The sequence below is a fragment of the Rahnella sp. ChDrAdgB13 genome (assembly GCF_017655185.1).
Lineage (GTDB): Bacteria > Pseudomonadota > Gammaproteobacteria > Enterobacterales > Enterobacteriaceae > Rahnella > Rahnella contaminans.
Genome location: NZ_JAEMGT010000088.1, coordinates 23,740 through 38,512 on the forward strand (window position 1 = coordinate 23,740; position 14,773 = coordinate 38,512).

12 protein-coding genes are annotated in these 14,773 nt (G+C 49.5%); 6 read left to right on the forward strand and 6 right to left on the reverse strand.

What is annotated here, in order from left to right:
• Window positions 1-298: 298 nt before the first annotated feature.
• The 3 genes from glnA to glnG all read left to right on the forward strand — a co-directional run bounded on the left by glnA (window position 299) and on the right by glnG (window position 4,431).
• Window positions 299-1,708, forward strand: a complete 1,410-nt coding sequence (gene glnA, locus J8X26_RS20505) for a glutamate--ammonia ligase (RefSeq protein WP_152324947.1) — start codon at window positions 299-301, stop codon at window positions 1,706-1,708.
• 253 nt (window positions 1,709-1,961) lie between these two features.
• Window positions 1,962-3,011 carry a nitrogen regulation protein NR(II) gene (gene glnL / locus J8X26_RS20510; RefSeq protein WP_152324945.1) on the forward strand — a complete coding sequence of 350 codons (1,050 nt, stop codon included), beginning with the start codon at window positions 1,962-1,964 and terminating at the stop codon, window positions 3,009-3,011.
• Window positions 3,012-3,018: 7 nt separating this feature from the next.
• Window positions 3,019-4,431: a nitrogen regulation protein NR(I) gene (gene glnG / locus J8X26_RS20515; protein ID WP_152324944.1), complete on the forward strand. Its 1,413-nt coding sequence runs from the start codon at window positions 3,019-3,021 to the stop codon at window positions 4,429-4,431.
• 62 nt (window positions 4,432-4,493) lie between these two features.
• Here the strand turns inward: glnG and hemN are convergent, their stop codons facing one another.
• Window positions 4,494-5,867 carry an oxygen-independent coproporphyrinogen III oxidase gene (gene hemN / locus J8X26_RS20520; protein WP_208951808.1) on the reverse strand — a complete coding sequence of 458 codons (1,374 nt, stop codon included), beginning with the start codon at window positions 5,865-5,867 and terminating at the stop codon, window positions 4,494-4,496.
• 187 nt (window positions 5,868-6,054) lie between these two features.
• Window positions 6,055-6,606, reverse strand: coding sequence for a Der GTPase-activating protein YihI (yihI, locus tag J8X26_RS20525; protein ID WP_152324940.1), 552 nt, complete (start codon window positions 6,604-6,606; stop codon window positions 6,055-6,057).
• Between the two features lie 579 nt (window positions 6,607-7,185).
• Between yihI and yihA the strand changes: the two genes are divergently transcribed.
• On the forward strand, window positions 7,186-7,830 hold the full coding sequence (yihA, locus tag J8X26_RS20530) for a ribosome biogenesis GTP-binding protein YihA/YsxC (RefSeq protein WP_152324939.1): 645 nt from the start codon (window positions 7,186-7,188) through the stop codon (window positions 7,828-7,830).
• A 373-nt stretch (window positions 7,831-8,203) separates the two neighbouring features.
• Here yihA and polA read toward each other — a convergent pair whose 3' ends face one another.
• The 4 genes from polA to J8X26_RS20550 all read right to left on the reverse strand — a co-directional run bounded on the left by polA (window position 8,204) and on the right by J8X26_RS20550 (window position 13,415).
• Complete coding sequence (gene polA, locus J8X26_RS20535) at window positions 8,204-11,008, reverse strand: DNA polymerase I (RefSeq protein ID WP_208951809.1); 2,805 nt, start codon at window positions 11,006-11,008, stop codon at window positions 8,204-8,206.
• 388 nt (window positions 11,009-11,396) lie between these two features.
• Window positions 11,397-12,020, reverse strand: coding sequence for a thiol:disulfide interchange protein DsbA (dsbA, locus tag J8X26_RS20540; protein ID WP_101079959.1), 624 nt, complete (start codon window positions 12,018-12,020; stop codon window positions 11,397-11,399).
• A gap of 46 nt (window positions 12,021-12,066) precedes the next feature.
• The gene (locus J8X26_RS20545) at window positions 12,067-13,053 is read right to left on the reverse strand and encodes a serine/threonine protein kinase (protein WP_152324937.1); all 987 of its coding nucleotides are present in this window, start codon (window positions 13,051-13,053) and stop codon (window positions 12,067-12,069) included.
• A gap of 92 nt (window positions 13,054-13,145) precedes the next feature.
• Window positions 13,146-13,415 carry a YihD family protein gene (locus J8X26_RS20550; RefSeq protein ID WP_152324935.1) on the reverse strand — a complete coding sequence of 90 codons (270 nt, stop codon included), beginning with the start codon at window positions 13,413-13,415 and terminating at the stop codon, window positions 13,146-13,148.
• 153 nt (window positions 13,416-13,568) lie between these two features.
• Between J8X26_RS20550 and mobA the strand changes: the two genes are divergently transcribed.
• Together mobA and mobB are read left to right on the forward strand one after the other, a co-directional pair.
• Complete coding sequence (gene mobA / locus J8X26_RS20555) at window positions 13,569-14,165, forward strand: molybdenum cofactor guanylyltransferase MobA (protein ID WP_208951810.1); 597 nt, start codon at window positions 13,569-13,571, stop codon at window positions 14,163-14,165.
• Window positions 14,155-14,685, forward strand: coding sequence for a molybdopterin-guanine dinucleotide biosynthesis protein MobB (mobB, locus tag J8X26_RS20560; protein WP_208951811.1), 531 nt, complete (start codon window positions 14,155-14,157; stop codon window positions 14,683-14,685). Before mobA ends, mobB begins: the two co-directional genes overlap by 11 nt.
• The last annotated feature ends 88 nt before the right edge of the window (window positions 14,686-14,773 follow it).

Here is a 14,773-nt window from a genome sequence, read left to right on the forward strand (position 1 = left end):
CTCACGATTAGCACCATTGTAGTGCATAAATTCCGTTATGGTGCATACTTATCGAGTGCAAAAGCCCTGTAAAATGGCGTTGTTTGCATTTTCTCAAAGTTGGCACACTTTTCGCTAATAGTTTTTAGAGTAAAAATTTTTTAGGGTAAAAAGTTTTTACTGGGTGAAAGAGTCTGACCAGACAAATAATAGTGCTGTTTAGGCCACACGCCAGTTCAAGTAAAGCTGTTATTTCCAACTAAAGACCAAAAATGGTTATTCGTTCCACGACGATAATGAGAAATTCGGGAGAACTAGTATGTCCGCTGAACACGTTTTGACGATGCTGAATGAGCATGAAGTGAAATTCGTAGATTTACGTTTCACAGATACCAAAGGCAAAGAACAGCACGTCACCATTCCTGCACACCAGGTTAGCGCTGACTTCTTCGAAGAAGGCAAAATGTTTGATGGCTCTTCAATCGGTGGCTGGAAAGGCATTAACGAATCTGACATGGTTTTGATGCCAGATGCGAGCACTGCTGTTCTTGACCCGTTCTACGAAGAAACCACGCTGATCATTCGTTGCGACATCCTTGAGCCAACTACGCTGCAAGGTTATGACCGCGACCCTCGTTCTACTGCAAAACGTGCAGAAGATTTCCTGCGCTCTTCTGGTATCGCGGACACCGTTCTGTTCGGGCCAGAGCCAGAGTTCTTCCTGTTTGATGATGTGCGCTTCGGCAGCAGCATCTCCGGTTCCCACGTTGCTATCGATGATATCGAAGGCGCATGGAACTCAAGCACCAAATACGAAGGTGGCAACAAAGGTCACCGTCCTGCTGTGAAAGGCGGTTACTTCCCGGTTCCTCCGGTCGACTCCTCCCAGGATCTGCGTTCAACCATGTGTCTGACCATGGAAGAAATGGGTCTGGTTGTTGAAGCTCACCACCACGAAGTAGCAACTGCTGGCCAGAACGAAGTGGCAACCCGCTTCAACACGCTGACCAAAAAAGCTGACGAAATCCAAATCTACAAATACGTGGTTCACAACGTGGCTCACGCATTTGGAAAAACTGCGACCTTCATGCCAAAACCAATGTTTGGCGATAACGGTTCCGGTATGCACTGCCACATGTCTCTGTCCAAGAACGGTAACAACCTGTTCGCTGGCGACAAATACGGCGGCCTGTCTGAAATGGCACTGTTCTACATCGGCGGTATCATCAAGCACGCTAAAGCAATCAATGCCTACGCTAACCCGACAACCAACTCCTACAAGCGTTTGGTCCCGGGCTACGAAGCACCCGTGATGCTGGCGTATTCTGCGCGTAACCGTTCTGCCTCTATCCGTATTCCACACGTATCCAGCCCTAAAGCCATGCGTATCGAAGCACGCTTCCCTGATCCAGCGGCTAACCCATACCTGGCGTTTGCTGCACTGATGATGGCCGGCCTGGACGGTATCATCAACAAGATCCACCCTGGCGACGCGATGGATAAAAACCTGTATGACCTGCCACCGGAAGAAGAAGCAGAAATTCCAAAAGTTGCAGGTTCACTGGAAGAAGCTCTGAACGCACTGAACGAAGACCGCGAGTTCCTGACCCGTGGCGGCGTGTTCACTGATGACGCTATCGATGCTTACATCGGTCTGCGTAAAGAAGAAATGGATCGTGTGCGTATGACTCCGCACCCTGTTGAGTTCGAACTGTACTACAGCGTTTAATTTCTGATTAAACCCTGAACTCAGCGCCAGCTGTTGATCTGGCGCTGAGCGTAATACCCGACTGATGGCCTGGTTGTAACAAAGCCTTTAGCGTCAAAATTAAGTAAGACGATTTTATTTGTTGCCGTGGAAACTTTCAGCCCATCTCCGGATGGGCTTTTTTCTCCACACTCTTTCCTGCTTAACCCCTCTGGCCCGTGATTTCGCCGGGTAGCGAGATAAAATGCACCAATCAGGTGCGGGAGACTGCGGTATGGCAACTGGCAAGCTGCCCGATGCTGGGCAGATCCTGAATTCCTTAATCAACAGCGTTCTGTTATTGGACGACGAATTGGCTGTGCATTACGCCAATCCAGCCGCTCAGCAGTTACTGGCGCAAAGTTCCCGCAAACTCTTTGGTACCCCTTTGCCGGAACTGGTGGGATATTTTTCGCTCAATATCGACTTAATGCGTGAAAGTCTGACAGCCGGACAGGGCTTTACAGACAGCGAAGTGACTCTGGTTGTCGATGGCCGCGCGCACGTACTTTCACTGACTGCGCAGATGCTGCCGGAAGGTTTTATTCTGGTCGAACTGGCGCCGATGGATAATCAGCGACGCCTCAGTCAGGAACAGTTGCAGCATGCTCAACAGGTTGCAGCACGGGATTTGATCCGCGGCCTGGCCCATGAAATCAAAAACCCGCTTGGCGGGCTGCGTGGTGCCGCCCAGTTATTATCCAGAGCACTGCCCGATCCGGCTCTGCTGGAATACACCAAAGTCATTATTGAGCAGGCCGACCGTCTGCGTAATCTGGTTGATCGCCTGCTGGGGCCACAACGCCCAAGCCAGCACGTCACACAAAGCATTCATCAGGTTGCCGAACGTGTTTGCCAGCTGGTGTCGATGGAAAAACCGGATAACGTTCAGCTGGTCAGAGACTATGACCCGAGCCTGCCAGAACTGGCGCACGATCCGGATCAGATTGAACAGATTTTGCTGAACATCACCCGCAACGCATTGCAGGCGCTCGGGGACGAAGGCGGCACAATTACTTTGCGCACACGCACGGCTTTCCAGATTACGTTACACGGCGTGCGTTATCGTCTGGTGGCCCGTATCGATATTGAAGATGACGGCCCTGGCGTACCGGCGCATTTGCAGGACACCCTTTTTTACCCCATGGTCAGTGGCCGCGAAGGGGGCACCGGTTTGGGCCTCTCCATCGCGCGCAGTTTGATTGATCAGCATTCGGGTAAAGTTGAATTTAACAGTTGGCCAGGACACACCGAATTCTCGGTTTTCCTGCCTATTCGCCAGTGAGGTTATTATGCAACGAGGGATAGTCTGGATCGTCGATGACGATAGCTCCATCCGCTGGGTACTTGAACGCGCTCTCACTGGAGCCGGTTTAACCTGCACCACGTTTGACAGCGGCAATGAAGTGCTTGATGCCATTGCGACTCAAACCCCTGACGTTTTGTTATCAGATATCCGTATGCCCGGCATGGACGGTTTAGCGCTGTTAAAACAGATTAAACAGCGCCATCCGATGCTTCCGGTCATCATAATGACAGCGCATTCCGATCTGGATGCCGCGGTCAGCGCCTATCAGCAAGGTGCGTTTGATTATCTGCCAAAACCGTTCGATATCGACGAAGCCGTTGCGCTTGTCGAGCGTGCGATCAGTCATTATCAGGAACAACAACAACCCGCGCGCAGCCAGCCCGCCAGTGGCCCGACAGCTGATATTATTGGTGAAGCGCCAGCCATGCAGGACGTGTTCCGTATCATCGGCCGGTTATCACGCTCTTCAATCAGCGTGCTGATAAACGGGGAATCCGGAACTGGTAAAGAGCTGGTCGCCCATGCTTTGCATCGTCACAGCCCGCGCGCCAAAGCACCGTTTATCGCTCTGAATATGGCAGCAATCCCGAAAGACCTGATTGAGTCCGAATTATTTGGCCACGAAAAAGGCGCATTTACCGGGGCGAATACCATCCGCCAGGGACGTTTTGAGCAGGCCGATAACGGCACGCTGTTCCTCGATGAAATCGGTGATATGCCGCTCGACGTGCAAACCCGCCTGCTGCGCGTGCTGGCTGACGGGCAGTTCTATCGGGTCGGCGGCTATGCGCCGGTAAAAGTGGATGTCAGGATTATCGCGGCTACCCACCAGAATCTGGAGTTACGGGTTCAGGAAGGCAAATTCCGTGAGGACTTATTCCACCGTCTGAACGTGATCCGCGTCCATCTGCCTCCGCTGCGTGAACGTCGTGAAGATATCCCGCGTCTGGCGCGTTATTTCCTGCAAGTTGCGGCGAAAGAACTGGGCGTTGAAGCAAAAAACCTGCATCCGGAAACAGAAACCGCGCTCACCCGTCTGCCGTGGCAAGGCAACGTGCGCCAGCTGGAAAATACCTGTCGCTGGTTAACTGTCATGGCCGCCGGTCAGGAAGTGCTGATTCAGGATTTACCGAGTGAATTGTTTGAAACGGCAGCGCCAGAGACGGGTGGGCAAAGCCTGCCGGACAGTTGGGCAACGTTGCTGGCACAATGGGCCGATCGCGCCCTGCGTTCCGGTCATCAAAACCTGTTGTCAGAAGCACAGCCGGAGATGGAACGTACGCTGCTGACTACGGCGCTGCGCCATACTCAGGGGCACAAACAGGAAGCGGCACGTTTACTGGGCTGGGGACGAAATACCCTGACCCGTAAACTGAAAGAACTGGGTATGGAATAAAAGGCAGGTGCCTGAAAGCAAAACAGCCGCAAATGCGGCTGTTTTTGTTTATGCGGCGAGCGTCAGATAACCCGGGAAAATTGCTGCTGGCGAACCTGGCGGCGCAGGTAAATATCAAAACACATGCAGATATTGCGGATCAGCAGACGGCCGCGCGGCGTCACCTGAATATGCGTATCACTCATCTCAACCAGCCCGTCTTCGGTCAGCGGTTTGAGCAGCGCCAGATCGTCGGCAAAATAATCATTAAAGCGGATGCCATAACGTTGTTCGATATCCGCGAAATTCAGCTCGAAATGGCAGATCAGCGATTTAATCACATCACGGCGCAGGCAATCGTCATTGGTCATTTCCAGGCCGCGCCATAGTGCGTTCCCCTGATCTTCCACTCTGGTGTAATACGTTTTAAGGTCTTTCTCGTTCTGTGCATAGGTATCGCCCAGCATACTGATGGCTGACACCCCCATTCCCAGTAAATCGCTGTCGCCCTGCGTGGTATATCCCTGGAAATTGCGGTGCAGTTTGCCTTCGCGCTGGGCTATCGCCAGTTCGTCGTCAGGACGGGCAAAATGATCCATCCCGATAAAGCGGTAACCGGACGCCGTCAGTGAGGCGATGGTTTCCTGCAGAATCTTCAGTTTCTCTTCTGCGCCCGGCAAATCGGCGTCTTTGATTTTGCGCTGAGCGGCAAACAATTTTGGCATGTGGGCGTAATTGAACACGCTAAGACGATCCGGGTTCAGCTCTGCCACGCGTTGCAGCGTATAAGCAAAGCTTTCCGCCGTTTGTTTCGGCAGGCCGTAAATCAGGTCGATATTGGTGGAGTTGAAACCCAGAGCACGTGCGCGTTCAATCAGCGCAAAGATGAATTCTTCATCCTGCTCGCGATTCACCAGACGCTGCACTTCTTTGTTGAAATCCTGCACACCCATACTGAGACGATTAAAGCCTTCGCTGCGCAGATGATCGAGTACATCCAGCTCAATTTCGCGCGGATCCACCTCCAGTGACATTTCTGCATCGGGCAGGATATCAAAGTGTGCCCGCAGAAGGCCCATCAGGCGGCTTATCTGCGCTTTATTAAGGTAAGTCGGAGTACCACCGCCCCAGTGCAGCTGGTTGACCTGACGGCCTTTAAAGAGCGGCGCACGGTGGCTGATCTCTTTCTCTAGGACGTTAAGGTATTCTTCGGCTTTATGCTGTTGGCGGGTCACCAGTTTATTGCAGCCGCAGAAATAGCAGAGCTTATGACAGAAAGGAATGTGCACATACAGCGAAAGGGAACGCTCTGGATAACGCGCAGCCGCTTTTTTAAAGGCCGCATCATCATAGTTTTCGCTGAATTCGAGCGCAGTTGGATAGGATGTGTATCGCGGACCTGAATAGTTGTACTTCTGGATCAGCGCTAAATCCCAGACGGTGGTCTGTTCTGACATGGGTAACTTACTCCTTCCGGCGTCGGATGCTGCCGGTTTCCCTTACAGGCAGGCTTTTGGCCTGCCTGACAAAGGTCGCTCTGCGCAAACGTGCTTTGGTTTTCGATAACCGCCGTAGTTTACCGAATAACCAAAGCATATAACATGCAAAGAGTAAGGCTATTGCCGGGATGACCCAGCGCACGGCTTAGAAACCGTCTTTTGGATTTCCGCGCTTAAGCAACTGCATCATGTCTTCGTTCTTCTCTTCTTCTTCGTCATCTTCATCGTCGCCGAGTTCAATGCCGAGGATTTCCATCAGAACATCAATACGATCCAGCGTCTGATCAACGTAAGCCTGATCTTCTGCGCTCAGTGCTTTGCCGTCATCGATAAGGTCCAGGAGTGAATCCAGCCGCTCATCATTTTCCAGCAACGTCAGTTCTTCTTCCGGCGTCATTTTTGGTTTTGCATCTTGCTTCGGCTGCGCGGCTTTTTTAGCTTTCGCCGCATTGTTCGTTACTGTCTCAACGATTAATGGCACTGCTTTCTTGCTGCCGATGCGCGGATCGGCTTTCTTAGCGCCAGAACCGTTTTGATTCTGAGCCGCATCCGGATTGGCACGTGAGCCTGCTTTATGGCCACGGCGCTTGTTATCACGCTTGCGTTCGCGCGCTTCGATATCAAGCTCTACACGACTTTTCTTCTTCGTTTTAGCTGTCGCGGTTTTGGCGCGTGGTGCTTTCGCTGGCTGTTTCATGGCATCTGCTCTTAGGTGTGTACATTTAGTATAGATTTGCGGCGGAATCTAGCAGAAAGCGAACAAAGAAAAAAGGCAGCAAGTTAACCTTGCTGCCTTTTTCTTTCCTTCAACAGAAGGACATTCCTCAAACACTTTCCCTGTATAGCGTCAACGTCCCGGTTTTTCCTTTGCCTTTCAGAGCCTCCGGCCCCGTTCGTCCTTAAATCGCAATGCATTTCCCGTGATCCGTGAATGCAGAACTCATCCGTGTTTCCCTACTTGCCTTCATCGCGTAAGAATTACTTTACCCGACTGGCGCAAAGGCTCAAGATACCCGCCAGCCGCCAGTGAGGTTTCGGAAACACTCAAACCTTATCTTATTGATTACGAGAAGAATTAAAAAATACGGCGATAAAACAAGCGAAATAACCCGCATCATGAATAGCAAATGTCTTACATCATGAAGGCAATTTCCCCCGCCTTCATCTCTGTGGTCCCTTCGCCTCATCATTCGGATTTCAAAAACACGAACACATCTCGGCTCTGTTGCAGTTATAATCGCCAGCCAGATACTCATGCCTCACGGAGACGCACGTTTTGACCAGCCAAACTTACAACTATCATATGACCCATTTCGTCATGAGCGCCCCGGATATCCGGCACCTGCCAGCTGACGAAGGCATTGAAGTCGCATTTGCTGGTCGTTCAAACGCCGGCAAATCCAGTGCGCTGAATACGCTGACGCAGCAAAAAAGTCTCGCACGTACCAGTAAAACGCCGGGACGTACTCAGCTGATCAACCTGTTCGAAGTCAAACCCGGCATCCGTCTGGTCGACTTGCCGGGTTATGGCTATGCAGAAGTACCGGAAGAAATGAAACGCAAATGGCAGCGCGCACTGGGCGAATATTTGCAAATGCGTAACTCGCTGAAAGGTCTGGTTGTGCTGATGGATATCCGTCATCCGCTTAAAGACCTCGATCAGCAGATGATTCAGTGGGCAGTGGATGTTGGTACGCCGGTAATGTTGCTGCTGACCAAGGCCGACAAACTGGCTTCCGGTGCGCGTCAGGCGCAAATCAAGATGGTCCGTGAAGCGGTAAAAGAATTCATGGGCGATATTCAGGTTGAAGCGTTCTCTTCCCCGAAGAAAATGGGCGTGGATAAACTGAGCGATAAGCTGAACAACTGGTTCAACGAGATCCCACCGGAAGTGCTGGAAGAAGAATTGTCCGGCGAATAACGTTACCGGCCATTATAAAGGCACGTGTAAGTAAAGAACATCATCAGGGTGGCCAGCAGGTCGCCCTTTTTTATAGATAGCGTTTGAGGGTAGCCTTCGCAACGCCATGAAAAGCACAATAAAAAACGCCCCAGACATAAATGCCTGGGGCGGCTAAAATATTCAGCCAAATCCGATTACGTGAAGTAAAAGGTCTGAAAGATAGAACATCTTACCTCTGTACCCTACGAGACAAACTTTACCCTATTTCCTGACGGGGAAAAAGAACTTTTTGTAGTTTACTTACACAAAAATCGCGGATTATGCGATCACCTTCAAGGTCTGAGCACATAATCCTGTAGCTTAATTACTATCCACTTAGTCAAATGACCACTTAGTGAGCCTGGTCCCAGTTTTCACCCGTTCCGACATCCACTTTGAGCGGAACAGCGAGCTCCATGCTCGACTCCATCAAATTACGAATTTTCTCACTTGCTGCATCGACATCATCCTTATGCACCTCGAACACCAGTTCATCGTGTACCTGCATGATAATGCGGGCACGAGGAGCATCGGATTGCTTGAGCCAGTCAGCAACGCAGATCATCGCGCGTTTGATAATGTCCGCTGCCGTTCCCTGCATCGGGGCGTTGATTGCGGCACGCTCGGCGCCTTTACGACGCATGGCGTTACTGGATTTTATATCCGGCAGATACAGACGGCGGCCATCAAGCGTTTCAACATAACCCTGCTCAGAAGCCTGAGTCCGTGTGCGTTCCATGTATTCAAGTACGCCCGGATAGCGCTCGAAATACAGATCCATATAACGCTGAGATTCTTTACGGGGAATGTTCAGCTGACGGGATAATCCAAAAGCGCTCATACCATAAATCAGACCAAAGTTAATCGCCTTAGCGCTACGACGTTGTTCACCGGTGACGCGTTCCAGTGGCGTACCAAAGACTTCTGCCGCGGTTGCACGGTGGATATCTTTACCTTCAGCAAACGCTTTCAGTAAACCTTCATCTTTGGATAAATGCGCCATGATACGCAGTTCAATTTGCGAATAGTCGGCAGCCAGAATGATGTAATCTTTTGGCGCAATAAAAGCCTGACGAATACGACGCCCTTCGTCATTACGCACAGGAATGTTTTGCAGGTTTGGATCGCTGGATGACAGACGACCGGTAGCGGTTACCGCCTGATGGTAAGAGGTATGAACCCTGCCAGACTGCGGGTTGATCATCAGAGGCAACTTATCGGTATACGTTGACTTCAGCTTTGCCAGACCACGATATTCCAGAATCACTTTTGGCAGTGGATAATCCAGTGCCAGCTCAGCCAGAACTTCTTCATTCGTTGATGGAGCCCCGCCTGGCGTTTTCTTCAGAATTGGCAATTTCTGTTTTTCATACAAAATAGCCTGGAGTTGCTTGGTCGAAGAAAGGTTGAAAGGTTCTTCCGCCAGCTCGTGCGCTTTGTTTTCCAGCTCGTTCAGGCGGATGGCCAGCTCTTTGGAATGAGCGGCCAAAATATTCTGATCAATCAAAACACCGGTGCGCTCGATATGAGACAAAACTGGCACCAGTGGCATTTCAATTTCAGTGAAAACTTTCTTCAGTGATTCACTTTCCTGAATACGTGGCCAAAGCGCCTGATGCAATTGGAGCGTAACATCAGCGTCTTCCGCTGCATACGGCGCTGCTTGCTCCAAAGCGATCTGGTTGAAAGTCAGCTGATTTTTGCCTTTCCCGGCTATCTCTTCGAAACCTACAGTTTTATGGCCGAGGTAACGATCTGCGAGGCTGTCCATATCATGGCGGCCAGATACGCTATCGAGAACGTAGGATTCAAGCATCGTGTCGTAGGCAATGCCTTTCATTTCGATGTCATAGCGCAATAAGATGCCTCGATCGAATTTCAGGTTCTGCCCGACTTTCAGTTGCTTCTCATCTTCCAGCAGCGGTTTAAGTTGCTTAAGCACTTCATCGCGATCAAGTTGTACCGGCGCGTCCAGATAATCATGAGCAACGGGCAGATAAGCGGCTTTGCCTGCTTCTGTCGCGAAAGACAGACCTATCAGGTTGGCCGTCAGCGTATCCAGACCATCGGTTTCTGTATCGAATGCAAAAACATCCGCGGCTTTCAGATAACCGATCCATTCATCTAGCGTTGCCTGATCCAGAATAGTAACGTAGCCCTCTTGCGAAAGCTGGTTAGGTTCGACAGCAGATGTTGAAGTCGTTTCTTCATTCTGCGCAGCTTTCTTAGCTGCTGCTGGCGCTTTTCCTGCCGATTTTTTAGCGCTCAGCCAGGTACCGGATTCGACGTCCGCCAGCCAGCGCTTAAATTCATAGCGGCCAAACAGTTTGTGGAGTTCATCGGCATCAGGCTCAGAAACCGTCAGTTCGGCGCAAGTCAGATCCAGCTTAACGTCGGTTTTAATGGTCGCCAGCTGATAAGAGAGGTAAGCAACCTCTTTATTATCCGCCAGTTTTGCAGCCATGGTTTTTGAACCCCGGAAGCTTAATGTCGATACTTTATCCAGATCTTCATACAACGCATCAAGGCCACCAATGCCCTGTAACAGAGCTTGCGCTGTTTTCTCTCCAACGCCCGGCACGCCCGGAATGTTATCCGAAGAATCGCCCATCAAAGCCAGGAAATCGATAATCAGTTCAGGCGGTACACCATATTTCTCAACGACTTCTTCAGGCCCGAGAATCGCATTATTCATGGTGTTAATCAGCGTCACGCCCGGCGTCACCAGCTGCGCCATATCTTTATCGCCGGTACTAATGAGAACCGCATGACCTGCCTTTTCCGCTTCCAGTGCCAGAGTACCGATCACGTCGTCAGCTTCTACGCCGGAAACCACCAGCAGGGGCAAGCCCATGGCTTTAACCATCTGGTGCAAAGGTTCAATCTGCGAGCGCAGATCATCAGGCATTGGAGGACGATGGGATTTGTACTGTTCAAAAAGTTCGTCACGGAAGGTTTTGCCTTTCGCGTCGAAAACCACAGCGACATGGCTTGGTGTGTATTGCAGCAATAAACTGCGCAACATGTTAAGCACACCGTACATCGCGCCTGTCGGTTCACCCGCAGAGTTCGTCAGCGGCGGGAACGCATGATAAGCGCGATAGAGGTAAGACGAACCGTCCACCAGGATTAAGGGGTTTTCTGCTATCTGGGCCATAACTCTTCTTTATTCGTGATCAGACATGCTCTAAGGATGCCATAGCCAGCCGGAAAGACGAACCTCAGCAGGAAAAATCATTGCGAACTTGCGAGGGATCTCGAAGGATCTTCCTGTGGATAAGTTTGTGAATAGTTTCCAAAGGGGATTATTATCTGAAATGTACTGGAAAATATTACAGAATTTTAACTACTGGTTTCATCAGGTTATAGAAAGTAGGCGGGGGATTTTCGTGTAATAGAAACTTAATAGCTTTTGTGGATAGTTATATTTATTAAAAACAATTCCCGGCAGAAGACATTTATATTTTCGTCCGTAATCATTTCTGATTTTTAATTTTATAAAAATAGAACGCCAGCCCTAAGGCTGGCGCTGGGATCAAAACGTCTTATTTTTTGGTCGATAAGAAGTTAATCACATCAGAATATTGTTTGACGTAACTGTCCATTGAGCTGGTATCAAGTCCGTCATTTTTAACCATATATTTGCCGTTCACAAATACAGAAGGTACGCCTTGCAGACCCAGATCGGCAGCGGCTTTTTCCTGTTGAACAACCAGTGATTTCACTACAAAGCTGTTAAGCGCAGCATCGTAGTCTTCGCCTTTCACACCGGCCTGAATAAACACCTTACGGATATCATCAGCATTCTGAACAGACTGTTGTTTCTGAACGGCATCAAACATCAGCGGGCTGACTTTATCCTCAACACCCAGAGCAATAGCAACAGCCCATGCCTGAGTTAATTGTTTACCCAAAGGCCCCAGGAATTCCACGTGGTATTTGGTGTATTTCACATCTTTTGGCAGGTTCTTACGGATGCTGTCTGATACATGCCAGACTTGTTCGAACTGATAGCAGTGCGGGCAATAAAATGAGAAGAACTCGAGTACCTGTGGTTCATTAGCAACGGTTTTATCTAAAGTAACGTACTGTGCACCATCAGAAAACTGTGCTGCAGATACACTGAAGGCCATAACCATACCAACCAGTGCCAGGAATATCTTTTTCATATAAAGCCTATCTCCATTTAATTAAACTTCGAACATTAATCGTGACTCAGTACATTGGCATCAGCTGTAAAGGAGGTGCCTGTAATTTCCTAATTTGCTCGGTGAAAGCGGATATCTGACCACGCCAAAAATCTTCGTCCTGCATCCACGGGAAGCTTTTTGGAAACGCAGGATCACCCCAGCGCTTCGCGACCCAGGCCAGATAATAGACCATGCGCATAGCACGCAGCGGCTCAATTAACGCCAGCTCGCTGGAATCAAAATCGGCGAATTCCTCATAAGCTTCCAGCAAGATATCTAACTGAATTCGTTGTTCACTTTGCTCGCCATGTAACAACATCCACATATCCTGAACGGCCGGGCCGGTGCGGGCATCATCCATATCGACAAACAGCGGACCATCACGCCAGAGAATATTTCCCGGATGGCAATCACCGTGTAAACGTATCGACTGCCAGTCCGTATGCCAGAATTCCCGCGTTGTACGGATCAGGTTATCAGTAGCGGATAAGAAAGGTTCGCGCAGGCTGGCGGGTATCAGGGAACATTGCGCGAGAACTTCGCGCGGCTGCGTCAGATACTCATCCAATCCTATCGTCGGACGAACTTTGAACGGGCTCTGACTACCAACCTGATGAATGCGGCCGAGGAAACGGCCCACCCATTCCAGCTGGTCCAGATTATCGATTTCATACTGACGACCGCCCACGCTGGGAAACACTGTGAACAGGTAACCCTGATGGCGATGGAGGGTATCTTTATTGATTGAAAGCGGAGCGACAGCCGGTATTTCAGCATCAGCCATATCAAGCGAGAAACGATGCTCTTCGTAAATTTGCTCTTCGCTCCAGCGTTCCGGGCGGTAGAATTTCACGACGTAACGTTTTCGGTCTTCACCAAGAAATTGGTAAACCCGGTTCTCGTAGCTGTTCAATGCAGTGAGGCCGGACTCAGCAATAAGACCGACACTCTCTAAAGCATCAAGGATAAGATCCGGCGACAATGCCTGAAAATTAAATGCTGAATTGTTCATGACTTCATTCGGATTGGCCGCACAGAAAAATGACAATGGGAAATAGTATCATCTATTTTTAGCGGCACGCATGAAGTTCACATAAGTTTACATCAATCTTTAATCACGCCACGGGCACGTAAAAGAGCGGTTTTAAAGTCATCCTCATAGTCTTTCTTAAGCCCCGGGATTTCAGCTGTGCTGTCGGTACCACGCATTTTAAGGTGATAAATCAAGGTATCATCGCTCAGTTCACCCAACTGTCCCTGATAACCACATTCCGTTGCCAGTTTCTGAATAAACTCCATCAGGTTCAGATCACAGTCTTCTTTCCATGCCGGGTGCAGTAGTTCGATCAACTCGTTTACGCGATGCTCTTTCATGATATTCCTTCTCCACTTGTTTTCAGACCTTAAAAATAACAGGGTTATTTCATCAGGGAAAGTACAAGCTCACCGCAGAAAAGTTTAACCTGCGCGCGGCCAAATTATGGCGTTACAATAACTGCAATAATGAGGTTTTAACGGGCAAATATTATGGATCGTGGTAGCATCACTGGCGTTATTTTAGCCGGCGGTCGGTCGAGCAGGATGGGTGAAGATAAAGGACTGATTGATATTCATGGTCAGCCTTTATTTGAACATATCGCTCAAAGATTACGTCCGCAAGTCGGAGATATTCTGATCAGCTGTAATCTGAACTCTGAGCGTTACGGAAGGGATTTCCAGACAGTCCCGGATATCAAACAGAATTTCTCAGGCCCTCTTGCCGGTATGCTTGCAGCGTTATCGGTGAGCAAAACCGAATGGGTACTCTTTGTTCCCTGCGACGTTCCGGCTTTCCCTGTCGATCTCAGTGAAATGTTATCTGTCGGGCTTTCCGGACAGAAAGCGGCTTATGCTCGTGACACAGAGCGTGAGCATCCAACACTTTGCCTGTTAAACAGGAGCCTGATACCAGCACTCACGACGTATCTTAAAAACGGTGACAGGAAGCTCATGATTTTTCTTCATAGTATTGGAGCAAAATCGGTGCTGTTCAGTGATTCTGCCGCCTTTTCCAATCTCAACACGCCGGAAGATGTGGCTAACTGGAAAACCCACAACCCGGATCTCTCTCAAGATGATAAATAAAAAAACGCCTTTGCTTGGGATCGTCGCTTATAGCGGAACCGGAAAAACAACCTTGCTGAAACAGCTCATTCCCTATCTGCGACAGCGTGGCGTACGGACCGGTCTCATTAAACACACCCATCATGATGTGGATGTGGATACGCCGGGGAAAGATAGCTTTGTGCTACGTAAAGCGGGCGCAGACCAGACTATGGTTGCCAGCAGCAGCCGGTGGGCGCTGATGACTGAAACGCCGGAACAAGACGAGCCGAATCTTGAATATCTGGCAGCGCGTTTCGACAGGAATAATCTGGATATGATTTTAGTAGAAGGATTTAAGCATGAAGAAATTGATAAAATAATGCTGTACAGAAAAGAAACAGGGAAATCGCTGGAGAATCTGATAGATCTGCATGTTATTGCTGTCGCAAGTGATGATCTGTTCATACCGGTTTCACAGGCAATCAGCATTCTGAATATAAATGAGGTAGATAAAGTAGGAGAATTTGTACTTCAGTGGCTGAAAAATCAGCAAAACTAGGGTATCTCTTCTTTTGTTTCCCCAAATTTCCCATAGCAAAAAGCCCTGTACGTCAGTACAGGGCTTTCCACTTATTTGATGCCTGGCA

Excerpts from the sequence above, each read along its gene's own strand:
- glnA (WP_152324947.1), top strand. The coding sequence starts at position 299 with ATGTCCGCTGAACACGTTTTGACGATGCTGAATGAGCATGAAGTGAAA.
- glnL (WP_152324945.1), top strand. The coding sequence starts at position 1,962 with ATGGCAACTGGCAAGCTGCCCGATGCTGGGCAGATCCTGAATTCCTTA.
- glnG (WP_152324944.1), top strand. The coding sequence starts at position 3,019 with ATGCAACGAGGGATAGTCTGGATCGTCGATGACGATAGCTCCATCCGC.
- hemN (WP_208951808.1), bottom strand. The coding sequence starts at position 5,867 with ATGTCAGAACAGACCACCGTCTGGGATTTAGCGCTGATCCAGAAGTAC.
- yihI (WP_152324940.1), bottom strand. The coding sequence starts at position 6,606 with ATGAAACAGCCAGCGAAAGCACCACGCGCCAAAACCGCGACAGCTAAA.
- polA (WP_208951809.1), bottom strand. The coding sequence starts at position 11,008 with ATGGCCCAGATAGCAGAAAACCCCTTAATCCTGGTGGACGGTTCGTCT.
- dsbA (WP_101079959.1), bottom strand. The coding sequence starts at position 12,020 with ATGAAAAAGATATTCCTGGCACTGGTTGGTATGGTTATGGCCTTCAGT.
- J8X26_RS20545 (WP_152324937.1), bottom strand. The coding sequence starts at position 13,053 with ATGAACAATTCAGCATTTAATTTTCAGGCATTGTCGCCGGATCTTATC.
- J8X26_RS20550 (WP_152324935.1), bottom strand. The coding sequence starts at position 13,415 with ATGAAAGAGCATCGCGTAAACGAGTTGATCGAACTACTGCACCCGGCA.
- mobA (WP_208951810.1), top strand. The coding sequence starts at position 13,569 with ATGGATCGTGGTAGCATCACTGGCGTTATTTTAGCCGGCGGTCGGTCG.
- mobB (WP_208951811.1), top strand. The coding sequence starts at position 14,155 with ATGATAAATAAAAAAACGCCTTTGCTTGGGATCGTCGCTTATAGCGGA.